This window comes from Allobosea sp. Tri-44 (assembly GCF_004123845.1).
GTDB lineage: Bacteria > Pseudomonadota > Alphaproteobacteria > Rhizobiales > Beijerinckiaceae > Allobosea.
The window spans coordinates 627,907-650,102 of the sequence record NZ_NBDP01000030.1; the positions used below are offsets into that span (position 1 = coordinate 627,907).

General features: G+C 64.2%; 22 protein-coding genes. 8 read left to right on the plus strand and 14 right to left on the minus strand.

What is annotated here, in order from left to right; translation table 11 throughout:
• The first annotated feature begins 1 nt into the window (after position 1).
• The 5 genes from B6S44_RS19450 to B6S44_RS19470 all read left to right on the plus strand — a co-directional run bounded on the left by B6S44_RS19450 (position 2) and on the right by B6S44_RS19470 (position 4,371).
• A complete protein-coding gene (locus B6S44_RS19450) occupies positions 2-1,309 on the plus strand; it encodes a TRAP transporter large permease (RefSeq protein ID WP_129158515.1) in 1,308 nt (435 codons plus the stop codon).
• A 35-nt stretch (positions 1,310-1,344) separates the two neighbouring features.
• On the plus strand, positions 1,345-2,340 hold the full coding sequence (locus B6S44_RS19455; protein WP_206735194.1) for a TRAP transporter substrate-binding protein: 996 nt from the start codon (positions 1,345-1,347) through the stop codon (positions 2,338-2,340).
• A gap of 200 nt (positions 2,341-2,540) precedes the next feature.
• Positions 2,541-3,062: a winged helix DNA-binding protein gene (locus B6S44_RS19460; RefSeq protein ID WP_129158516.1), complete on the plus strand. Its 522-nt coding sequence runs from the start codon at positions 2,541-2,543 to the stop codon at positions 3,060-3,062.
• A 230-nt stretch (positions 3,063-3,292) separates the two neighbouring features.
• Entirely contained in the window at positions 3,293-4,003 is a 711-nt protein-coding gene (locus B6S44_RS19465; RefSeq protein ID WP_164985886.1) for a hypothetical protein, read from the plus strand.
• The gene (locus B6S44_RS19470) at positions 4,000-4,371 is read left to right on the plus strand and encodes a DUF2019 domain-containing protein (protein ID WP_129158518.1); all 372 of its coding nucleotides are present in this window, start codon (positions 4,000-4,002) and stop codon (positions 4,369-4,371) included. The genes B6S44_RS19465 and B6S44_RS19470 overlap by 4 nt, the downstream gene beginning before the upstream one ends.
• A gap of 70 nt (positions 4,372-4,441) precedes the next feature.
• On the opposite strand, the gene B6S44_RS19475 is transcribed toward B6S44_RS19470, so the two are convergent.
• Positions 4,442-6,115: an acyl-CoA dehydrogenase family protein gene (locus B6S44_RS19475; protein WP_129158519.1), complete on the minus strand. Its 1,674-nt coding sequence runs from the start codon at positions 6,113-6,115 to the stop codon at positions 4,442-4,444.
• 232 nt (positions 6,116-6,347) lie between these two features.
• Here B6S44_RS19475 and B6S44_RS19480 point away from each other — a divergent pair, with 232 nt between their 5' ends.
• Positions 6,348-7,616, plus strand: a complete 1,269-nt coding sequence (locus B6S44_RS19480) for a cell wall hydrolase (RefSeq protein WP_129158520.1) — start codon at positions 6,348-6,350, stop codon at positions 7,614-7,616.
• Between the two features lie 111 nt (positions 7,617-7,727).
• Here B6S44_RS19480 and B6S44_RS19485 read toward each other — a convergent pair whose 3' ends face one another.
• Positions 7,728-9,659: a hypothetical protein gene (locus B6S44_RS19485; RefSeq protein ID WP_129158521.1), complete on the minus strand. Its 1,932-nt coding sequence runs from the start codon at positions 9,657-9,659 to the stop codon at positions 7,728-7,730.
• Between the two features lie 77 nt (positions 9,660-9,736).
• On the opposite strand from B6S44_RS19485, the gene B6S44_RS19490 reads away from it, so the two are divergent.
• Entirely contained in the window at positions 9,737-10,531 is a 795-nt protein-coding gene (locus B6S44_RS19490) for a hypothetical protein (RefSeq protein WP_129158522.1), read from the plus strand.
• Here the strand turns inward: B6S44_RS19490 and B6S44_RS19495 are convergent.
• The 7 genes from B6S44_RS19495 to B6S44_RS19525 all read right to left on the minus strand — a co-directional run bounded on the left by B6S44_RS19495 (position 10,528) and on the right by B6S44_RS19525 (position 15,924).
• Positions 10,528-11,325: a DNA adenine methylase gene (locus B6S44_RS19495; protein WP_129158523.1), complete on the minus strand. Its 798-nt coding sequence runs from the start codon at positions 11,323-11,325 to the stop codon at positions 10,528-10,530. The genes B6S44_RS19490 and B6S44_RS19495 overlap by 4 nt on opposite strands.
• Positions 11,326-11,475: 150 nt before the next feature.
• Positions 11,476-12,012 (minus strand): XkdW family protein, encoded by a 537-nt coding sequence (locus B6S44_RS19500; protein ID WP_129158524.1) that lies wholly within the window; start codon positions 12,010-12,012, stop codon positions 11,476-11,478.
• 2 nt (positions 12,013-12,014) lie between these two features.
• A complete protein-coding gene (locus B6S44_RS19505) occupies positions 12,015-12,917 on the minus strand; it encodes a hypothetical protein (RefSeq protein ID WP_129158525.1) in 903 nt (300 codons plus the stop codon).
• 1 nt (position 12,918) lies between these two features.
• On the minus strand, positions 12,919-13,515 hold the full coding sequence (locus B6S44_RS19510; protein WP_129158526.1) for a YmfQ family protein: 597 nt from the start codon (positions 13,513-13,515) through the stop codon (positions 12,919-12,921).
• Positions 13,512-14,615: a baseplate J/gp47 family protein gene (locus tag B6S44_RS19515; protein WP_129158527.1), complete on the minus strand. Its 1,104-nt coding sequence runs from the start codon at positions 14,613-14,615 to the stop codon at positions 13,512-13,514. The genes B6S44_RS19510 and B6S44_RS19515 overlap by 4 nt, the downstream gene beginning before the upstream one ends.
• Positions 14,615-15,079 carry a phage GP46 family protein gene (locus tag B6S44_RS19520; protein WP_129158528.1) on the minus strand — a complete coding sequence of 155 codons (465 nt, stop codon included), beginning with the start codon at positions 15,077-15,079 and terminating at the stop codon, positions 14,615-14,617. The genes B6S44_RS19515 and B6S44_RS19520 overlap by 1 nt, the downstream gene beginning before the upstream one ends.
• Before the next feature lie 62 nt (positions 15,080-15,141).
• A complete protein-coding gene (locus B6S44_RS19525) occupies positions 15,142-15,924 on the minus strand; it encodes a hypothetical protein (protein WP_129158529.1) in 783 nt (260 codons plus the stop codon).
• 236 nt (positions 15,925-16,160) lie between these two features.
• Between B6S44_RS19525 and B6S44_RS19530 the strand changes: the two genes are divergently transcribed.
• Positions 16,161-17,201, plus strand: coding sequence for a PIN domain-containing protein (locus B6S44_RS19530; RefSeq protein WP_129158530.1), 1,041 nt, complete (start codon positions 16,161-16,163; stop codon positions 17,199-17,201).
• Between the two features lie 11 nt (positions 17,202-17,212).
• Here B6S44_RS19530 and B6S44_RS19535 read toward each other — a convergent pair whose 3' ends face one another.
• The 5 genes from B6S44_RS19535 to B6S44_RS19555 form a co-directional block, all read right to left on the minus strand.
• A complete protein-coding gene (locus B6S44_RS19535) occupies positions 17,213-17,782 on the minus strand; it encodes a phage baseplate assembly protein domain-containing protein (RefSeq protein ID WP_129158531.1) in 570 nt (189 codons plus the stop codon).
• Between the two features lie 10 nt (positions 17,783-17,792).
• Complete coding sequence (locus tag B6S44_RS19540; protein ID WP_129158532.1) at positions 17,793-19,052, minus strand: phage baseplate assembly protein; 1,260 nt, start codon at positions 19,050-19,052, stop codon at positions 17,793-17,795.
• A gap of 69 nt (positions 19,053-19,121) precedes the next feature.
• Positions 19,122-21,059, minus strand: a complete 1,938-nt coding sequence (locus B6S44_RS19545) for a DNA-binding protein (RefSeq protein ID WP_129158533.1) — start codon at positions 21,057-21,059, stop codon at positions 19,122-19,124.
• Positions 21,056-21,937 carry a ParB/RepB/Spo0J family partition protein gene (locus B6S44_RS19550; RefSeq protein WP_129158534.1) on the minus strand — a complete coding sequence of 294 codons (882 nt, stop codon included), beginning with the start codon at positions 21,935-21,937 and terminating at the stop codon, positions 21,056-21,058. Before B6S44_RS19550 ends, B6S44_RS19545 begins: the two co-directional genes overlap by 4 nt.
• Positions 21,937-22,182 (minus strand): helix-turn-helix domain-containing protein, encoded by a 246-nt coding sequence (locus B6S44_RS19555; protein WP_129158535.1) that lies wholly within the window; start codon positions 22,180-22,182, stop codon positions 21,937-21,939. Before B6S44_RS19555 ends, B6S44_RS19550 begins: the two co-directional genes overlap by 1 nt.
• Between the last annotated feature and the right edge of the window lie 14 nt (positions 22,183-22,196).

The following is a 22,196-nucleotide window of genomic DNA, read 5'->3' on the forward strand; positions in this document are numbered from 1 at the left end:
GATGGCGATGATTGAAATCTCCGCGCTGCTGCTCGTCCTGCTCGTCGTCCTGCTGGCGGGTGGCGTCTGGATCGCGATCTCGCTGATGGCCTGCGGCTGGGTGGCAATGCAGTTCGTCGCCGGTGGCATCCCGGCCGGCTCGGTGCTCGCGACGACGATCTGGGGCAATAGCGCCTCGTGGACACTCGCCGCCCTGCCGCTCTTCATCTGGATGGGCGAGATCCTCTATCGAACACGGCTGTCGGAAGAGATGTTCCGCGGCCTCGCGCCCTGGCTGAACTGGCTGCCCGGCCGGCTGATGCACGTCAACGTGCTGGCCTGCGGCATCTTCGGCTCGGTATCAGGCTCCTCGGCTGCGACCTGCGCCACCGTCGCCAAGATCGCGCTCCCCGAGCTGAAGCGCCGCGGCTATGATGAGAAGCTCGCACTTGGCTCGCTCGCCGGCGCCGGCACGCTCGGCATCCTGATCCCGCCCTCGATCACCATGGTGGTCTATGCGGTGGCGGCCAACGTCTCGATCATCCAGGTCTTCCTGGCCGGCTTCCTGCCGGGCCTGCTCGTGATGGCGCTCTATTCCGGCTACATCATCGTCTGGCACATGCTGCACCCCGACAAGGCACCGCCGGCCGAGCCGAAGATGGCGCTGCGCGACAAGCTCAGGGAATCGGCCAATCTCATCCCCTGCATGCTGCTGATCGCGCTGGTCTTCCTGTCGCTGCTGCTAGGCTGGGCGACGGCGACGGAATGCGCCGCCTGGGGCGTGCTCGGCTCCTTCGGCATCGCCTGGTGGTCTGGCTCGCTGACCAAGGAAGCCTTCTGGCTGAGCGTAATGGGCACGACGCGGATCACCTGCATGATCATGCTGATCCTCGCCGGCGCCTCCTTCATGTCGACCTCGATGGCCTATACCGGCATCCCGGCCGCGCTCGCCGCCTGGGTCGACTCGCTGCACCTGTCGCCCTATGCGCTGATCGCCGCGCTCACCGTGATGTACATCATCCTCGGCGCCGCGCTCGATGGCATCTCGATGATCGTGCTGACGACCGCGATCGTGCTGCCAATGATCAAGGCTGCCGGCTTCGACCTGGTCTGGTTTGGCATCTTCCTGGTGCTGATCGTCGAGATGGCGGAGGTCTCGCCGCCGGTTGGCTTCAACCTGTTCGTGCTGCAGACCATGTCGGGCAAGGATTCGAACACGGTCGCGCTCGCCGCCCTGCCCTTCTTTTTTCTACTGGTCGCCGCTGTGGCGATCATTACGATCTTCCCGCAGATCGTGATGGTCCTGCCCGAACTCGCCTTTCCGAAATGACGCGCAACCACCACCAAGAGGGAACGGAGAACACAATGAAGCGCAGCGATTTCATCAAGGGCATGCTCGTCGCCGGCGTCGCCGCCGCGAGCCTCTCACTCGCCGCCCCAGCCGCTTTCGCCCAGGCGAAATGGAACCTGCCGGCGGCCTACCCGTCGGACAATCCGCACAGCGAGAACCTCGCCACCTTCGCCAAGGACGTCGAGGCGGCGACATCAGGCAAGCTCTCGATCACGGTCCACGCCAACGCCTCCCTGTTCAAGGCGCCGGAGATCAAGCGCGCCGTCCAGACCGGCCAGGCCCAGATGGGTGAGGTGCTGATGTCGCTGCACGAGAACGAGGATCCGATCTTCGGCATCGACGTCGTGCCGTTCCTGGCGACCTCCTTCACCGAGTCGAAGAAGCTCTATGCGGCCTCGAAGGCGGCGGTCGAGAAGAAGCTCGACAGCCAGGGCATCAAGCTCCTGTTCATGGTCCCCTGGGCGCCGCAGGGCGTCTACGCCAAGAAGGAGATCAACACGATCGAGGACATGAAGGGCCTGAAATGGCGGGCCTACAATGTCGGCACGACCCGCCTCGGCGAAATCCTCGGCATGCAGTCGGTGACGATCCAGGCGGCCGAGCTGCCGCAGGCGCTGGCGACCGGCGTGGTCAACTCCTTCATGTCGTCGGGCGGCACCGGCTATGATTCCAAGGCCTGGGAGACGCTGACGCATTTCTATGACGTCCAGGCCTGGATCCCGAAGAACGCCACCTTCGTCAACAAGGCGGCCTTCGCCGCGCTCGACAAGCCGACCCAGGACGCGATCCTCAAGGCCTCGGCCGACGCCGAGGCGCGCGGCTGGAAGACTTGGGAAGAGAAGACCAACTGGTATCTCGACCAGCTCAAGGCCAAAGGCATGAAGGTCAACGCACCGTCGCCCGCCCTCAAGGACGGCTTCAAGAAGGCCGGCGAGACCCTGACCGCCGACTGGCTGAAGAAGGCCGGCGCCGACGGCCAGGCCATCGTCGACGCCTACAAGAAGATGTGAGGCTGGCGACCGCTGTCACGGGCGAGTCGCCTCTTCCCTTCTCCCGGATGGGAGAAGGTGGCGCGGAGCGCCGGATGAGGGCCTGCCGTTTCCGCAGAAGGCGCGGCGGCAACGTTGTCGTCCAACCTTGAGAGGGCAGGCCCTCACCCCTGCCCCTCTCCCATCCGGGAGAGGGGATCCCGCGCTCCATTCGGCACCGCATGATGCACCCCTCCGACGACCTCGGCCCGATCGTCTCATCCGGTCATCTCGCCTCCGGCGCGATGCCGGCGCTGTCGGAGTTCGAGTTCGCGCTGACGATGACCGTCAACGCCTTCCATCGCTGGATGCTGCGCGCCATGACGGCGGCGGGCGTGCCGGAGCTGACGCCGATGGACGTGCTCGTCCTGCACAACGTCAACCATCGCGGCAAGGCCAAGCGCCTCGCCGACATCTGCCTCGTCCTCAACATCGAGGACACGCATCTGGTGAATTATTCGCTGAAGAAGCTCGAGCGCCTGAAGCTCCTGAAAAGTGGGCGCAAGGGCAAGGAGAAGACGGTCGCGATCACGCCGGCGGGCGAAGAGGCCTGCAAGCGCTACGCCCAGATCCGCGAGCAGCTCCTGGTCAAATCGGTGCTCGCGACCGGGGTAGACCCGGCCCGGCTATCCGAGATCGCCGCCGCGATGCGCTCGCTATCAGGCCAGTACGACCAGGCGGCGCGGGCTGCGGCGAGTCTGTGACGTCGGATCGCTCGCTTCTTTAACGCCAGATACTCCGAGCGTCTCAGCGCAGTTTTGGCCTGCTGCGGTCAAAAGCAAAAAACTTATCCCCGGTGCGATTGCCGTGCTTAGTATCCGTGTCCGTCGCGGAGGTCAGCGCACGGATGCTCAGCAGTCGATCGGTCACCGAAAGAAGTCGCACCGAAAGACTGCGACGCAACGCTCTCGCAAGCTACGTCGCCGGCGAGCGGATGCTGGCGGCATTCGAGCGTTTGCGAACGCTGGCAGAAAAAGCCGGCTTCAACCCGGATCAGCCACGGATACCCGCAAACCAATTCGGCGGTGGCCGATGGGCAGATACCGGCGGCGGAGATGGCGTCATTCCGCTTCTGCCGGACTTGCTTTCGATCTTTCCGGAGGCAATCGAGGGCATCGCGACCGATTTCGATCGGACGACGATCGGCGAATCGCCGGCAATCCCAATAGAGCGCCCATCCAATCCAGCTAAGCTGACCGAGGTTACAAGGAACTCGGCCCGCTGGCTGCAACAGGCCAAGACGTCGGGTGCATCAACGCAGGCGCGCGGCTTCATCGGGAAGCTGATGGGCACCGATTGGTTGCGAGGCTACCTGCCGCGGATCACCTCCTATCTGGACGAACCCAAGACCTTGCAGGAACTCGAGGCCGGCGTATCGTCACCTCGCGCCGGCTTCGATGTGCACCACCGCGCTGAACGGACTGCGGCTTTGGTGGACGGTTACCCCAGAGCACTCGTCAACGGCCGCGCCAATCTCGTCCTGATCCCGACGCTGCGGCATTGGGAAATCACTGGCTGGTACATGACACGCAATGAAAGTTATCTGGGCTTGACGCCACGGGAGTATCTGAGAGGCAAGAACTGGGAAGAGCGTCTGCGTATCGGCAATCAGGCGATGAAGCTGCACGGAGTTCTCAAGCCATGAAGAGCGCGGACCTTCGAGAAATGTCGCTTGAACAGCTGGTGCTTCGATTTGTGGAATTTGCCAAGCTGCGCGAGCAGGCCGAGCTCGGCTTCCAGATTGGGAAGCAGAACCGAGCAATTGGAGAAATCTGGCGAATAAACGCCGAGCTCAAGAGCCGACCTGGCGATCAACGGATTGCACTGACCAGCCTATTCAATCATCCCAATCGACAGGTTCGCTGCCAAGCAGCGCTAGCAACGGCTTATGTCGCGCCTACAGCGTCCCGGCAGGTGCTCGAAACGATTATCAAGCTGGGTTGGGAGCCGCAGTCGTCACAAGCTAGGGAGCGGCTGATGGATCTCGATAGCGGCTTCTTCGTGCCATCCTAGAGTCTGTCTGCACATTCTCAGAGGCCTCCTGCTGAGGAGCCCTTCCGGGAAGAGGGAGACCCCTTCCCCCTCAACCTTCCACCAGCCGCCTCGCGATCACCTGCGCCTGGATCTCCGCGGCGCCCTCGAAGATGTTGAGGATGCGGGCGTCGCAGAGCACGCGGCTCACCGGGTATTCCAGCGCAAAGCCGTTGCCGCCATGGATCTGCAGCGCGTTGTCGGCCGCCGCCCAGGCGACGCGGGCACCGAGCAGCTTGGCCATGCCGGCCTCGAGGTCGCAGCGTCGCCCGGCGTCCTTTTCGCGGGCGGCGAAATAGGTGAGCTGGCGGGCGATGACGAGCTCGGCCGCCATCATGGCGAGCTTGTCGGCGACGCGCGGGAAAGCGATCAGAGGCTTGCCGAACTGGATGCGTTCCTGCGCATAGCGCAGGCCGAGATCGAAGGCGCATTGCGCGACGCCAAGCGCCCGCGCCGCGGTCTGTATGCGGGCTGCCTCGAAGGTCTGCATCAACTGCTTGAAGCCCTGGCCCTCGACGCCGCCGAGCAAATTCTCGCCCTTGACCTCGAAACCGTCGAAGGCGAGCTCGTATTCCTTCATGCCGCGATAGCCGAGCACCTCGATCTCGCCGCCGGTCAGGCCCGCGACCGGGAACGGGTCGGCGTCGGTGCCGCGCGGCTTCTCGGCGATCAGCATGGAGAGGCCGCGATAGCCCGGCGCATCGGGGTCGGTGCGGACCAGCAGCGTCATGATGTCGGCGCGGACGGGGTGGGTGATCCAGGTCTTGTTGCCATGGACCTTCCAGACATCACCGTCCTTCACCGCCTTGGTACGCAGCGAGGCCAGATCGGAGCCGGTGTTGGGCTCGGTGAAGACGGCGGTCGGCAGGATCTCGCCCGAGGCGATCTTCGGCAGCCAATAGGCCTTCTGCTCGTCCGTACCGCCATTCAGGATCAGTTCGGCGGCGATCTCCGAGCGGGTGCCGAGCGAGCCGACGCCGATATAGCCGCGCGAGAGTTCCTCGGAGACGACGCACATCGAGACCTTCGACAGGCCCATGCCGCCGAATTCCTCGGGGATAGTCAGGCCGAAGACGCCGAGCTCGGCCATCTGCTCGACCACCGGCATCGGGATGTATTCGTTCTGCAAGTGCCATTCATGCGCATGCGGCGTGACCTGCTGCTCGCAGAAGCGGCGCATCTCGGAGCGGATCGCCTCCAGCGTCTCGTCGAGGCCGGGATCGCCGACGCTGGCGAGCCCCTGGCTCTGGCTGAACAGGGAAACGAAGCGGGCACGGTTTTCAGGCGTGTTGCCCTCGGCGATCAGCGCCTCGGCCGCATCCGAGCAGGCGGCGGCGACAGCCTTGGCCGTGAGGCCGAGCGACGGTAGCCGGACGATCTCGCCTTGGCTCATCGGGATGCCGCCGAAGATCTGGGCGGCATATTCGCCGGCGCCGATCCTGATGGCGTAGTCCTCGATCGCGCCGTAGCGGTCTTCGCCCTGGAGCCGCTCGCCATAGGCTTTCAGCTCGCGCAGCGCCATCACGTAGGTGGCGAGCCAGGAGAGGCCATGGGCGGCGTGCTGCTCCTGCTCCAGCTTCGCCGAGGAGATGCGGCCATCGACCAGCACTTTTTGCCTGACGGCAGCGACCGCCTCCTCCAGCAAAGCCTCGAAACCGGGCAAGGCGGCAGCGATCAGCGCGACGGCATTGGCTTCGGAATCGGCCTTGAGGGCGGTGGCATTCATGTCTCTCTCCCTTTGTTGCGGCGCAGCATAAGGGAAATTCCGCCGATCGCGAAAGCCGTCTTTTGGCGGAGACCGGCCGTGGCGGGCGCCGCCGCGTTAACCCCGCTTCAACCCTGACACGGGATTATCCAACTGTCGCGAATTTGCATCATCTCTATTCGCGGTCGCTCATCTTTCGTCTTTCGGATACGAGGGCCTGGGTCAGTTGCGTCTGCGTCGGCGATCGAAGCGAATGGGCTGGCAGCGCCTGCGCTGGGCGCTGGCGACGGTGGCGCCCTGGGCGCTCTCGGCCGGCATGCTGGTCTCCTTCACCGCCTCGGCCGGACAGAATCCCGACGCCTCCGGCCCGCCAGGCTCGCTGATCGCGCGCACTGCGCCCGGCCCGCTCTCCGATCTCGCCGATGGCCCGTCGCTCCTCGTCGCCAGCAGCGCCTTCCGCCTGCCCGAGCGCGCCTATTCACGCCTGATCCAGCCGGCCCGCCACTCCTTCGAGCAGCCCGAGAACACCTTCGCGATCGATCCGCGCCGGCCGCGCGAGGACATGAAGCGCAGCGCCAGCGCCTTCCCGCAGGTCGACCGAAGCAGCAAGGGCGACCCGCTGCTGGCCCTGCGCCCGACCCTGACCCGCAACGGCCCGCCGGGCGAGCTCGAACGCGTCGTCTTCGGCGACACCCAGCCGGGGCTGATCTCGGGCGGCTTCTCGCTCGACGCGCTGGAAAGCCCGGACGAGCCGCCGATCGGCTTCGAACCCTTCCTGCGCGACGAGGGCGTCACCGACCCCGCCCTGTCCGATTCCTCGCCGATAGCTGTCCCGAAGAGCATCGGCTCGCCGCGCCATGGCGAACTCGCCCCGGACAATCTCGACGGCGCGACGCCGACCGTCTCCGCAACGCTCGGCCAGTCCTCCAGCACGCCGGCGGCCACAGGCATGGCCGCCGCCACCTCGGCCACGCCGATGCAGCTGGCGCCCATCGCCGCCGAACCCGAATCGCGCAGCCGCGTCGCCAAATCGGAGCGCGGGACGACCACGGACCTGCGCACTGTCGATCCCGCCGAGAAGCAGATCTACACCAGCCTGATCGCGCCCGAGAACATGGCCAAGGAGCAGCGCTGCCTGGCCGAAGCCGTCTATTTCGAGGCGCGCTCGGAAGGCGAGCAGGGCCGCGCCGCAGTGGCGCAGGTGGTGCTCAACCGGGTCAAGAGCGGGCTCTACCCGAACACGGTCTGCGGCGCGGTCTACCAGAACGCCAGCCGCCACCTCGCCTGCCAGTTCACCTTCGCCTGCGAGGGCAAGTCGCTGCGCATCACCGAGCCCGGCCCCTGGCGCGACGCCACCCGCATCGCCCGCGAGGTCTATGACGGCACGACCTATCTGGCCGAAGTCGGCGCCTCGACGCATTACCACGCCGACTATGTCCGGCCGTACTGGGCCCGCAAGCTCAAGAAGATGGATACGATCGGCCGGCACGTCTTCTACAAGCTGCGGCCGGGGCAGACGTAGGCGGTTGTAGCGCGAAAAACCAAATGGCACTGAGCGAACGATCAAATGGCAACAGGTTGATATTCTGGGTCGAAAGGGCAGTGCCCCTCTCCGACATGGCGCCAGCGGCTGTCAGCTCTCTAGAAAGGGGCGACTGTGATGATGCAATGCCCAGATGGTCTTGCCACCTGTCTCAAGGGTTAGCTCAAATCGTATCGGTGAATTCTCATCGCGATTTTCGACGGGTGTCTCGTGCAGCGTCAGCCCCTCTGGAAGGAGGTTCGCCAGCAGGTGTGCGGTGATTTCCTCAACTGCACAGCAAATTCGATTCAACTGTCGATCGACGTACGACAGAACCGGTTCGCCTTCGATCTCCGGGGCAATCACCTCGATCTGACCCTCGGTGCGCTGGTAAGTCGCCAGCGGCAATCGCCAGGAATGGTGGTCAACCGCATTTCGTCGATCAACGACCTGCTCGGACCAGCTACAACGCGCCGCCACGAGATATGCGGCCAAGCCAGGATCGTCCTTGGCCAAGGCTTCAACGCCAGCCAGGAACGCCTCTTCCTTTTTGAACCAGAATCCGATGTCGGTGCCTAGGCACTTCGCCAGCTCCTGCAAGCTGACTTTGATCACATTGACGGCGGCCCGAAGGAAGTCCGCGCAGATCCGATTGAGATCTCGATCCGCGAGATGCTCGACTTGAAGCGTCGTTCCCTCCATACGCACGCCGACGCCGTTCGCCACGCTGCTTTGAAGCGAAGACCAGGTTTCCGTTAGCGCGCGAGCCGCGTCGCGGAGGTCAGTGACCGCGGTCGTCAGCCCGTGGAAAATAGCGTCGAATTCATTCGTCTTGTGCTCATCCTGGATAGCACTTCCTCGCAAGTGAAGTAGACCGAGGAAGAGTCGGGCCACGTAGGGCGAACTCGTTCCCTCGTTCGATACCAGCCGTTTCTCAAAGGTGGGCTCGACAATGGTCACCCGCATATTGGAGCGCTGCTCGAAGCGCTTGAGCAAGCTGACGAAGCCGTCGTGCTGGAGCGGTAGCACCTGCGATAGCTGAAGGTCACCGGGTCTTCGCGTGACCCGCCGCCCCCCTTCCTGTGACACCTCCAAAAGGGCAAGCAATGCTTCGAGCGGAAATGGCCCCCGAAGCATGACGACGCCACCGTCTTGCCACGGCAATAGATCGATTGACCCTAGCGTCTTAGCGCCCTGAACGATGTGGAAAGCGCGACGGGGAAGATATTGGGCGAACAACTGCTCCGCTGGCATTGCCCGCAACTCGCCGTCGAGCGCGAAGGAATAGGCTCCCCGGCGCAAAAACGACGTGGTTGCCCCCCTTCCCATGACCTCCGCGGGGAGCGGAGGACGGTAACCGGGGGAGAAGAACGCCAGCTGTCCGGCAAGCAGAAACGCCAGTCGATTTAGAGCGTCGGCAGCTCCATGCCGGATGACCGGCACTATAAAAATCGGCGGTGGACAACCGACACGCCCCCGTCCGGGCGGCAGGCTGCCACCCATTATTTTGGAATCGCCTGGATACTGGACCGCATAGCTTAAAATTCCAGTCGACCCGACCAACAGCGCGTCGACCCAACCATCCAACGGAACCGAAGCGTTCAGCCTTTCCAACTCGGCTACTAAATTCTCGAACGGAAGATCGGTCGTTTGAGCGTAAATGATTCCCTGAGTTGTGGTGCTGATGTGAACGGCACCAACTTTGGGCACTTTGCCCTTCTCGAGCATTTTGGCGGTGGCAATGCGGCGATGGCAACGGCCAAGCTCTTCGATATTGAGCTTGGGAACGGCGTCAATCACGGCCGCGCAAGCATCAGCCGCTATTATCGCTGGCCTGGCTTCATCGCGATTACCCGATAATGTGTGCGCCACCACTTCGAATGGCCCGACGCTGCTCTTTCCGTCAGATACTGTGCCGGTGGATACGCATATCGGCCACTGCTCCAGAAAGGCCAACGCGGTGCGAAGAGACGAGCCAAGCTCGGCCGCCGGCGCCTGAGCGGCCGCTTGGCCATCTCGTTTGATACGTTCCGAAAGCGACACCGTTCAGCCCCCCTTGGCCGGTGGCAGATTAGCCGCACGTTGCTATACCTCGCTACCGAGCTCTGGGGCTTAACCACATGACTGCAAAACCGGCCAATCCATCGAAATTTGCGCCACTTCGCCGCTGGGCGTGGAAACATTCTGCCGGAATAATCGCCGTCGCCGTCATGGTGGCCTGCTGGATCGTCTATTTTTTTCCACTGCCTGCGCCTTTTGCAATCGATCCCGGGCTGACAGGTAACTTTTTCACCGAGAGCTGTGGCATCGCGCTGACCGTGGTGCTGTTGGAGCGGTTGCTGAGGTCCGAGGAGAGCCTGCGCAACCAGCGGGCGCTACGCCTCGCAAATTCCGAGTTCACCCTGATCTTCAACCGCTGCGTCGATCTCTGGGCGACATTCGCAGATGCCGTTGCTGACAAGGATGGGGCGGTTCCAATCTTCGATCCCTCGGTTCCGCGCCGCATGCGCTCAACCAACATCTTTGGGCCAGCACATGTCCATCCGGTCAGGCCCATCAACGTCTATGCGAGCCAGCAGTTGAAGCAGCTCGAGAAGTTTATCCAACAAGCGATGCTTCGATATTTTCAGTCCGCCGATATGGAGACTTTGGAGGCGCTGCAAAAAATCGAGCGTAGCGTGTTCCTGCATATGGCGGAGCTTGCCACAGTGATCGCTGAGGGCTCCAGAGAACGCGGCCAGTTTCCAGGCTTTGCTGCCCCCGATGACCAGCTGGAAGAAATACTGCCGATCGAGCAGTTCCGCCAGGCGATCAACCTAAGCCGCGCTCGGTTGGCGCCTCCGGAACCGCCACTCAGCCCGCCGATGCTGCGGTTTCGCCAGCCTCGCGTCGGCAATGGTGGGAGAGCGAACTAGGCGCGCGGTCCAGCGATCAGCACCTCGCGCACCCGCTTCGTGTGCTCCGCACCGCCCGCCTGATAACTGAGCTCGACAGTCTCGATCGAGGCCCAGGCAAACAGCTCGCGCACCTCGGGCACGTCGTTCAACGATAGGATGAAGCGGCCTTGAAGCGCTTGTAAAGCGGCGCTGAGCTCGATGAACTGCGCACGGCCAAACATCCCCCGGCCGTAATAGTGCTCGGTGCCCCAGTAGGGCGGGTCGAGATAGAATAGCGTGCTCGGCCGATCCCAGCGCCGGATAAACTCCTGCCAGGGCAAACAGTCGACCCAGACGCCGGCGAGGCGCTCGTGCACGGCCTCGAGCATCGGCACCAGGCGTGTGATGTCGAAGCGGGCTGGTCCGTTGGTCGAGATGCCGAACGAACGCCCGGCGACCTTGCCGCCGAAGCTCAGGCGCTGGAGATAGAGGAAGCGGGCGGCGCGCTCTAGATCGGTCAACGTGTCGGGATCCTGGCCGGCCAGGCGCTCGAACTCGGCGCGGCTGGTCACCTGCCATTTCAGCATGTCGAGGAACGCCTGGTAGTGGCGCTGCAGGATGCGGAAGAAGATCGCGACGTCGCGCGACGCGTCGTTGATCGCCTCGACCTTCGGCCGGCCTGGCCGGCGCAGGAAGACGCCGCCCATACCGACGAAGGGTTCGGCATAGATCGCGTGCTCAACTTCGGCGATGCGGGCGATGATGCGGCGCGCGAGTTGCTTCTTGCCGCCGACGTAAGGGGCGACGGGGTTAACCGGTCTGACGGATTCCATTTGTGCTGAGGTCCAGATTCGTCGCCCTTGCGCGCGCGGCCTCGCGGCCGCCGTGGCGGGCGATGTGATTTCGACCCTCATCGGGCGGCTTGAACTTCCCAGGACCGGCCGCCGGAGCCCTCGGGCTCCCCTGTCACGTCACCACTGGTGTCAGATGTTGGGCGGCCAGTCCGCTGCGTCGATCGCCTCGATGGTCGAGATCGTGCCGGTCTCAACGCCTGTGATCAGTTCGTCCTGAAGCACGAAGCAGGCCTGCACATGGGCCAGCACGCCATCGGAGACGGCGATCACGCCGGCGGCGTCGAGCTGGTGGCCGACGCCGTCCAGGTCGGACCATGGCGTCGTGAAGGTCTCAGGCATCGCCATCGCGGCGATGCGGGCGCCGAGCAGCATGGTCTTGGCGCGATCGTCGGTCGCGATCTTGATGCCGTTGACGAGCACGCCGCCATTCTCGACCTGCCAGCGCTTGGTCCGGACGTAGGCCTTGAGGCCTTCGTTCAGCGCCTCGGCCAACAACGCGGCGAATTCTTCCTGGGTCGGTTGCGGCGCCCCGATGGCGTCGGCGTCCCAGGCCGTGATGCGGGGCGTGGTGAGCCCATCCTCGCCATAGACATTCTCGATCGTGAAATTGCCGCCGCTGTTGTCGAAGCGGGCGCCCGGATAGTGCTTCAGGATCGTGTTGATCATCGTTACGTCGCCTTCAGGAAGGAACCGGAGAACGTCGTCGAGAACCCGTCGATCTGGTCGGTGCCGCCGGCGCTGGCGTAGAATTCGACGTAGTCGCCGATCGCGAGCTTGGCCAAGGTCGCCACCGTGACGGTGCCCTGGGTGTATGCGGCCTGCGGTCCGCCCTGCGAGGTGAGGTTGACGGAGCCATTCTTGCGCAAGCCAGCGCCGAGGAAGGCGGCGCCTGACGCGGACACGATCGAGCCGAACAGCATGTACCAGCCGGGCACAGTTGCGGTGAACTTCGTCAAGCCAGCGCCGAGTGTCATCGTGGGGCTTGATCCGGCCTCGGCTGCGTCGAGCTGGATCACGGTCACGCCGCTGCCGACGTTGCGGTTTGCGGTTGGCCAGGCGCGCCAGTTGATGTCCGGCTCCGGCACCTGCGCGGTGGCCGTAAGCTGCATCGCCACGCCGGTCCAAATGGCCGTTGTGAAGGTGTCCTGCTTCAAATCGCCCGGCAGCAGGACGGCGCCGCGGGGGCTGCGGAAATAGACCAGTCCGGGCCCGAGGTTGATGGTCGAATCTCCGGTGTTGGTAGCCGGGATCCAGAAGTGAAGCTCCGTGCCGACGATTAGATCAGCATAGCTCGCGATCACCGGATTGAGCGTGCCGGCATAGGCGTTGGCCGGGCCAGTGCACAAAACGTAATTCAGGCGCTGAGAGCGGATGCCGATCGCAAGCTGGTTGAGCTTGGCGCCGTTCGGCGCCTGGGTGGTCGATTCGATAAAACCGACGATCTCCTCCTGCTCCGCATTCAGATGCGTCGCGGTGACGACGGTACCGGGAATCCCCGCCTCGGTGTCTTTGCTGCGGAACTGGCGCTTGCCGCCGATGATCACGGCTGAGGAATGAGCGATGCGGTCCATGTCAGAGGCTCCCGTAGTCGAACACGACCTGGGTATGCGCTGGCTTCAGCCGGCGAATGTCGCAGTCGATGTCGCTGATGGTCAGGTCGTAGAGGCGATCGCCTGCCTGGCCTTCGTCGGCCTCGAACAAGCTCTCCTCGGTGAAGGCGAGATGGACGATCCAGATGAACTGCTGCGGCCAATCGACGAGCTCGTCGCCGGCGACCATCTCACCGGCATAGGTGACGCGATTCTCGCTGATGGTGATTGCGACGCCGCGCTTGGCGGCCAGCTCGATGAAGTATGCCCGGCTGGCGCCACCGCGCGCCGTCCAGCGCTGATGCGCGAGCTGGCGGCGATCGCCGAGCGACATGGCCGATCTATCGCGACCGCACAGATCGGGTCCGAGCACGCGCTCGAAATCGGTCAGACAGACTGATGCCAGGCGCGGATCGACCTCGCGCAGCATCGCCTCGGCCACCGCTTCGACCTCGGCAATGCCGCCGGCGAGCGGTGTGAGCAGCGCGGCAATGACGCTGTCGCGATCGCGCCGCCAGATCCAGCCGGGCGGCAGGTTCGACAGCAGCTCGTCCAGGACCTGGTCCTCGCTCCGGCTCATGGCGGCGGATCCCAGGTCGTGAGCCCAGGAACCGGCAGCGCGTCGCGATTGGGCACGACATCGCCGGCCGGCAGCACGAGGTAGTGACGGTACTCGCCACTGGCTGCGCTGATCGCCTCCGAGAGGCGCGAGCGGGCGAAGCGCTCGCCAATCTCGGCCTCCGCCGCGAAATGAGCAGCGGATGCGCCCTGCACGGCGGCGCGCACCGGCAGCGTGTCCGGTACGACGGCAAGCTGCATCGGCACCGGCAACAGCACCACCGGCCGGACGTAGACCTCGGCCGTCACCGGCCGGAGCACATCGAGATGAGCGGCCATGGCGTCGAGCTCGGCCGGGATCGGCGGCGTCGGCGCGACGGCCGTTCCCATGGCGACGACGACGCCGACCGAGCCAGGGCCGACCCAGAGTGGCACGGTCGCGACCTTGGCGACGGCGAAGCTGTTCTGGATCCAGAGGCGATAATCGTGCTTGGCGCCGCCATGACCGGGCTCGCGGATCTCGGCGAGGACGCGCGCCAACAGCGACTCGTCCGTCTCCTCCTCGGCGCCGCCAGCCATGCCGTTGGCATCGAGCAACGCAGCTTGGGGATCGAGCCCGGCCTGGACGGTGACGATCGGCAGGCTGGCGCCGCCGGCAGTGTTGCCGAGGACGCCGCCCTCGGCCGCCTCGAGCGCGATCGTCGCGTCGCCGGCGCCATTCAGGACGCCGCCGGCCGAGGTGAGGGCCAAACCGCCGCCCGGCAGGCGCAGGTCGAGGCCGGCCGGCACGGCCGTGGTCGCCACGCCGGTGAAGAGAGCCAGGCCAACGGCTTTGGTCGCCGGCCGGCGGAATACGCCCCAGATCGAGGCGTGACGGATCAGGAATTCGGCCTCGGCCGTATCCGGCATCAGCTGCTGGACATTCCAGCTGAGATGCAGATGCGCGCCGTAGAGCCCGGTCGCCTGCGCCCGCACGATCGCGGCGAGCAGGCCTTTTTCCGAGCGGACGGCCCGGGCGATCGCCGCCGGGCTCGCGTCCGGCCGGATGCGCTTCAAGGAGGTTTCAAGTCTGGCCTCGGCCCGGCGCGTCAATTCCTCGGGCGTGGGCAGCGGCGCCGGCATCAGGCGGCCTGCTGCATCAGCTCGAGCTCGGTCTCGCCGACGCGGCAGACCAGAGCAAGCCAGCCGCGGCGCGGCCAGCTGGTCGAGATCTGCGCCGGCGCCTCGGTCTCGACGCCGACCCAGCGCAGCGCCTCCCTAGCAGCGTCCTGGACGAAGAGCTCGGTGAGCTCGTGCTGCTTGGCGCGCTCGAGCAGCCAGAGGCGCGAGCCGGTGCAGCGGCCATAGGCGTCGAGCGCATCACCAACCGCGCCGCGACGAGTGACGAAGGAGGAGGAGACGTTGAGGGCGTCGCGGCCTTGCGGCAGCTCATCGTCCGGACGGGCCCGCCGGTCGGAGCCGAGCGAGATCAGCATGGGGGTAAGTGCTGTCTCGTCGAGCAGCAGATCGCCGTCCTCGCCCAGCTCGGCGTCAGCCGTGCGGGTGTCCGGATCGAAGATCAGCGCAACGTCGAGGAAGTCGGCCATAGCGCGGACAATGTCGCGCGCGCGCAAGCCGGGACACGACCCGAGCTCGGGTCGTCAGACGATTATAGGGCAATGTACTCGTCCAACGCTCGACGGATATGACGAGCACTGTAGATCATGAACCGACCGTTTCTGGCGCTCGTAATCATGCCTAAGAAGCTGAGGTGACACTGCCAGTCCTCAGATCGCCAAACGCAAAAAACGGGCGCGCCGCTCATCCCGTCCGGCCTATCCAGCGGCCGCTGCAGCGCGAGCGGGTCCTGCACCATGGGTAGACGATTTTCCTCGTCCATCAGTGCCGGCGCCGCATCTGTCAGATACAGCCGGAGCCACCCGACCCGTATGTTAACTCCACCCCCTTCAAGAGGATCAGAGTATTCAACTGCTGAGGTTGGATAGCCGATTGCCGCAGACGCGATGATCGATCCGGCGTCCAAATCCTCTCGAGTCGTCGCCAAATCAATCTGAAGGAAGTGGCGCCTTAGCTCCCGGCCATTGCGCGGCGAGCGGTATTCGAACAATGCAATATCGTCGAGGTTTGCCTGATGAGGAGGCTGAGCTTGAGCCTCTCCGATCGCATCGGGTGGCAAGCCAATGAACCGGCCATTTGGCTGTTGCAGCATGATGCTGAATTGGTCGGCATCAAAGGCAGCAATCTGGTGTCGGCAGCACAAGGCGAAATTGCATTCGCGATAACGAAGTAGGAAAGCCGAACCAGATTTGCTGACGTCGAAGTCAGGCTCTCCGGCGTTGTATAGGTAAGCCGGAACGCAAAAGCGTTGGACAGCAAGCGGAACGTCTTTGAATGCTACAAGCACTCCATTCACGGGCACCGAAGCAAACAAGCGGGCTCGGATCAGTCTTGGCAGTCGCAAGTTTTTCCCCCGGCGAAGTCGACAACCTCACCCTAGCATGGCGCCTTCCCATGCGTCCGGGTCTGGATCAGGTCCCGCGTTCGGTGCGACGTGATCGACCCGCTTCCGTCTCAGCTCCGAGGAATGGTATGCCGCCTTAACTCGAGGACGCGATGCCGATGATAGAACAGCCCAAATCTGCGCCGGTTCGTCTTAGGACGCATCATGTGTTTCTCGACACCCAGGTCTACCGGAAGCTCGGGCATAATCCAGCCGCGCCCCCGTTGGTTGCTCTCAAGGAGCTGCTATCGAGCGGTCGTCTAGTATTGCATATCACCGACGTCATATTTCAAGAAGTCGAGCGGCAGCTGCACGACTTCGTTGGCGAAACAACGTCAGCGCTCAAAGGGGCGAAGCGACACTTGGGAAGATGGGTTCAACGGTACCCTAAACTCGTTACGACCCTGCCTGAATTCGATCAAGCAGCCATCTCGATGGCTGCGTTCCGGGATTTTTCTTCGTTCATAAGATCGGTTCGCGCAATTGAGCATGGCATCGACACAGTGCCGCCATCGATAGTTTTTGAGCGCTATTTCAAGCGCGAACCTCCGTTTCACAAGCTAGGCAGCAAAGAATTCCCTGACGCCTTCAACATCGCGATGCTTGAAGCTTGGTGCGACAGTATGAAGGAAACGATTTACGTGGTCGGCGCTGACAAGGCCGTCTGTCAGGCTGTCGACCAATCTGAACATTTGCTGGCAATGAACTCGCTGGAGGATCTCCTCGCGTCGGTTGCCGCGATGGATGAACCTCAACTTGTCGCCGAAGCCCGGACCATTTTCACCAGTTCGCCGGTTCAGGCGCAACTCGAGGCCGCTATCGAAGCTCAGATTGGCGATCTGATTCCCATATACGTGGGCGGTGATCTTCCGGAGGGCGAAGTCATCGAGCATCAGCTTGATGGAGAAATATCGATTGGCGAGTTCAAGGTTCTTGCGACGTCGGCGACGGGGCTCCGCGTCGTCGTTCCCGTCAACATCCCATTGGTTGTCGATGTTTCATATGAGGACCGATCCGATGCGATCTACGATAGCGAGGACGGCAAGTACCTCTTCGCGGAATCTGCGACCAAGGAAATCAGGGCTGATCCTACGATCCGCTTTTTTGCTCGTGTGTTTCGAGACCCATCAAGCAAAGACGTAGTCGTGGAAGCTCAGCCAGTGAACGTCCTGTTCCGGGTCAACGATGAGTTCGAAAATTATAAGTGAAACGATGACGGTCAGACGCCCGGCTCCGGGTCCGAGCCGACCACCGGCGCGACCGAGCAGACGATGCCGCTGGCGTTCAAGACCAGCCAGTGGGCGCCGAAGCGCAACTTGACATATTCGGGGCGGATCACGACGCGCGGCGCGTTCGCCGCCGCGCCAAGTTTGGCGATGATCCGGTCCTCGAGCACCTCGACGGTGGCGTCCTTGACCTTTGACTTCACGCGCTTACGGCTGGTGCTCTCGATCGAGCCGTCCTTCTTCACATGAACGCGGTCGCCCTTGAGGTTGTGGACGGCGACCTCGCCTTCTTCGAGCCCGCCCATGCGGTTGCCGGGCGCCTGGAGCGGCAGTGCGACAAGGTCGCCCTGATCGCCACCGACCGCCAGCACGATCGCCTCGCCGCCGGCGGGCGGCCTGGTCGAGACGCCGGAAACGCCGAGCACCTCGACATCGGTCCGCTCGACATGGCGATGCACCTCGACCGTAGCGGTCTGGCTGCCCCCCTTATCGTTGGTCGATCGCACCGCAGCGCGGGCGACGACGCCGCGATAGGCGTGAGCCGTTTCAGCGTCGGCCGACATGGGCGCCTCCTCAGAGCGGCTTGGCGGTGCTGTCGAGCCCACCTGGTTTGCTGCCGCCCTTCTTCTTGGCGGACTTTTTCTGCGAGCGGCGGTCGCCGACCGGCATGAGGTCGAAGGCCTCGCGCCCGGTGACGCGCAGGCGGGTCATCTCGCCGCGTTCGTCATAGGAGATCGAGACGCCAGCGATCAGCTGCTCGGAAGAGAGGCCGGCATAGTCGTCCTCGACGAAGGCGACCGTATTCATCTGCCAGGGCTTCTGGCCGGGCCCGCCGGTGATGCCGCGATAGCTGTAATCCATCTTGTCGCCCTTGGCCCGGCGGGTGCGCATCTCCCATTCCGCCTGCTTCTGGGCGTCGACATCCTTCGCCTGCGTGCGCGACATCGCGATGTGCGGCCGCCAGCGGGTGACGTCCGGATCCTTGGCATGGCCCATGACATGGGCGCCGGCGCCGCCCGGCTTGTCGAGCGGGGAATCCGTCGCCGGCGCCGGCTGATCGGGCGCCTCGTCCTTCGGCTCCTCGTCGACGCTGAGCGCGGCCTTGTCCGGGCGACGCCCGCCGTTCTTCTCGCTCTGCCCCTTCACGAAATAGTCGCTGAAGCGCTCGCGGGCCGAGAAGGTGGCGCGCACCCTGGTGACGTTGCCGGGAAAGTGGATCTCGTCGATCGCCTTCTGCTTGCCGGAGCGGGTGATCAGGATGCCGCCGACGCGGTCGCTGGTGATGATAACGGCGCGCTGCTTGGCGTATTTGGCGAGGCACGAGATCACCGTCTCGCCAGCCTCGACCGTCGCCTTGTCGAGCACCGGGCTGGTGTCGACATCACATTTGACCTTGATGCCGAAGGGCTCGCAGATTTTCTTGGCGAACTCCTCGAGCTTGATCTTCTTGTACTCGTGCTTGCCGCGCGGATCGGGCGGGCAGTCGACCAGATCGCCGGTCTTGTCGCGGCCGGAGATCGTGACATAGCCGCCGCCCTGCTCGCCCACCTCGGAGCAGACGTCATCGATCCAGCCGACCAGCCAGGTCTTCTTGTCGATCGTGATCTCAGCCTTGCGGCCCCAATTCATCGGCTCGCCATCACCAGCCGGCGTCGTCCACTCCCAGGCGACCTTGGCGCGCTCATCGTCATGTACGGTGAGCTCGAAGGACGCTGCGAGCTCGCCCATGTCGTGGTCGAGCTGCACCTTGGTCCAGCGGTCAATGATCTTGCCGTCGATCTTCAGCGCGATCCGGCGCGTCGGGATCTTCGCCGGGAGATAGACCTGGCTCACGGCTTCAGCACCTCGATCGGGCCGGCGCCGAGCATGGCCGGATGGCGCAGGCGATTGCGCCGGACGATGTCATGCAGCATCGGCACCACCTGGCTGGGATCGTCGCCGGCATAGTGCTGGGCGAGCAGCCAGGCGCCGGCGCGCAGCGGCTCGATCCGGATCACCGGCTGCAGCCGGCCGATCACCTCGGACATGTCGATGGCGAGGCGGCCACTCGTCTCCTCGAGCGCTTGCCAGGTCGAGCACGGTGCGGCTGGTGATCTTGCGGCGCTCGGCCCGCATGCTGGCAGTGCGGTCGTCGATCAGGCGCTTCTGTGCAGCCGCCACTTCGGCGCGTATGGCTGCCGGATCCTCGCCCAGTAGCTCAGGACAGCGGCCTTCGCCGAGCAGTGCGTCGGTGTCGGGATCAAGACACCAGATGCGGCCCTTGTCCGCGGGATCGAGGCGGATAAACACACGCGTCCCAACGGAAACGCCGGCAGCGAGATAGTGATGGCCGTCGATGCGGACGCCGCGCTTACCGACGGTACGGATGCCGTCGCCGCCAGGGGCAGGCATCAGCAGGACGGTGAGAGCTTGGGCGTCGACGCGACGGATGGCCTGTGTCCAGCTCGCTGCCTTGGCGAATGGGCTCATTCCAAGGGCGCCATGGCCGCGCCGGCCATACTGAGCGTCTGCCCAGGTATCGCACTCGGCCTGCAGTTGCTCGCCGCTGAGCTCGACAGCGAAGGCCTTGGCGTCATCGGTGCCCAGACGGGAGGCGAAGGCGCGCCGAGCCTCGATCACCTTGCGATCGCTGACACTGTGCCCGATGAAACCCGGCAATGTCCGACCGAGATCAGTCTGGAAGGTGCGGATCACCCGCTCCACCGGGCCCTTCTGCCAGGGGGAGAAGGCGGTCGAGGTCACATGCTCGATCTGCAGTGCGGCGAAGAGCCGGCGTGTCGCCTTCGCGACGAAGTCCGAACCATTGTCGGTCTTCACTTGCTCGGGCACGCCCCAAGCCGCCAGTGCTTTGCGCAGAAGGAGCTGGACGGCTTCGGAGCGCGGGGTCTTCGATACGTGCAGGATCAGCCGGCGCGACCAGATATCGATGCAGGCATAGACCGAGTGGCGACCGTCCAGGCAAAGGGCGTCGACTGGTGAAGCGTCGATCTGCCAGAGCTCGTTCAACCGTGTGGTCAGGTGCGTATAGGAGCCTGAGACACGCGTGCGCGAGACGAAGGCATCGGGATTGGTCAGCGCCATGAGCTCGGTTTGAAGCTCGGATTTCCAGCGCTTCAACGCGACTTCAAACGCACGCTGGCCCGGCAGCGCTCGCATCTCGCCGTCCAGGGCGACGCCCTCCGGATAGCGCCCGCGACAGGCCTCGTAGATTTGTCGGGCGGTATAGAGTGGGTTCTGCGCCACAAGGGCGAGCATGAAGGCCTTCAACTGGCCATCGGCGCCGGCGTCAAGCAGGCCCTTGCCTCTGCGAGAAGCTCCGCGATCGACCGCGAGCCGCTGCACTTCGCCATCGCTCGCGACGGAGAGCCAGCGCAACAGCGTCCGCGAAGACAGCCGCCGGACGCGCTCACGCACCCAAGCCGGAATGTCGACTCTGTGGAGATTGTAGAGATCAGCAAAATGAGTGATCGCCACGGTCTGCGTGAGATCTGCCGCCCTCTGAAAAGCGCGGAGCGCCCCAAGGATGGCGATGCGAGCATCGAGCTGTTCGCCAGCCGCTGCGGCCGGCACCGAGACGTCTGGCGCCGCTTGAAGCGCGGTTGAAGCGGCTTCGGCGATCGCGCTCTGGCCTGCGCGCCCGAAATAGGCAGCACGCGCCGCGGCCGGCAGCAGATTGACGTGATACTCGACGCCGCCGCCGCGGCCTGCGCGGGCGCGGCACAGACTGGAAAAACCCGCCCATCCCTCTCGCTCGGCCAGATCGCGCAGGCCGCGATCGGTCGCGGGCAAGCCTGGAAGCGCGAGGGCGGCGAGCTCGGATGCTGTCAGCCAGAGCTTCACGCCGTTTCGCCCTTTTTGGTACGGGCGGGCTGGGCGAGCGGCTCCGTCGCCTTCAGTCGAAGGTCGACCATGGTGCGCAGGTCGAGCAACTGCTGGCGCGAGAGGCGCTGGATGATCGGTTCCAGCTTTACGAGCGGCCGGTCGTCCTTTCGCACTGCGCCGCCCTCCGGCACGATACCGGCGCCGACGCGAGCTTTGGCGACGGAGGTGGCCCGTCCTGCGGCGAACTCGCGAGCGACTTTGAGCTGCTGCTCCCCATCAAGCGCCGCGAGCGCCTGCAACTGAGCCTGGTTGTCCGCAATCTTGGTGCCGCGGATCAATGCGACGGCATCAGGCGACAGTTTGCCAGCCAATTCGATCGAAAGACGGATTGTACGCGGCGCCAAATCCGTCTGCTTGGCAGCCTCCTTCGCGAAGGACAGGAAAGTGGCAAAGTTTGCCACTTTCCCCTCGTTCCTCTTCGACTTCCTGGCCTTCCCGTGCGCGGTCTGGGGGTGCAGTGCCTCGTATACCCGCTTACGCTCTGCCAGAAATTGGGCTCGCTCCAGCGCGGTGAGCTCCTTGCGAGCAAGGTTTTCGTCAATCTCAATCTGACGCGCCTGATCGTCGCTGCACTCGATCGCTACCGCGTCGATTTCATCCCATCCGTTGATCTCGCCAGCTCGATGGCGATGACCGCCGACAACAAGCTTCCAGCCGCTGCCAGCAGGATGAACGCGCAACACGACGGGTTGGATCTGACGCCCCTCATTCATGGAGGCAGCGATCAGTTGCGCGTGAGCCTCATCGACTGGCCGCAGGCGGCCCGAGGTGTCGATATCGGCAAGGCGGACGCGGAAGACTGGAGAACTGGTGGTGAGCGTGGCGAGCAGGCTCATCAGGCTGCCCTCTCGCGAGTGAGCAAGCCCCGGCGCGCACCCGTTGCATCATAATGTTCGGGCCAAATGTCGTGAGGCTGCTTGCCCAAGGCCTCAGAAATGAGGTTCGCCACCTTGGGATAGGGCTGCTCCAACGCACCATAGATGGTGAAGCGGCTGATCTCCGCCTTCTCGGCGATTGCGGCGACAGTCGTGCCGCTTTCGCGAAGCGCGAAAAGGATTTGCTGCTTGGTCCAGTTCGACATGGGCTCCGTCTCGT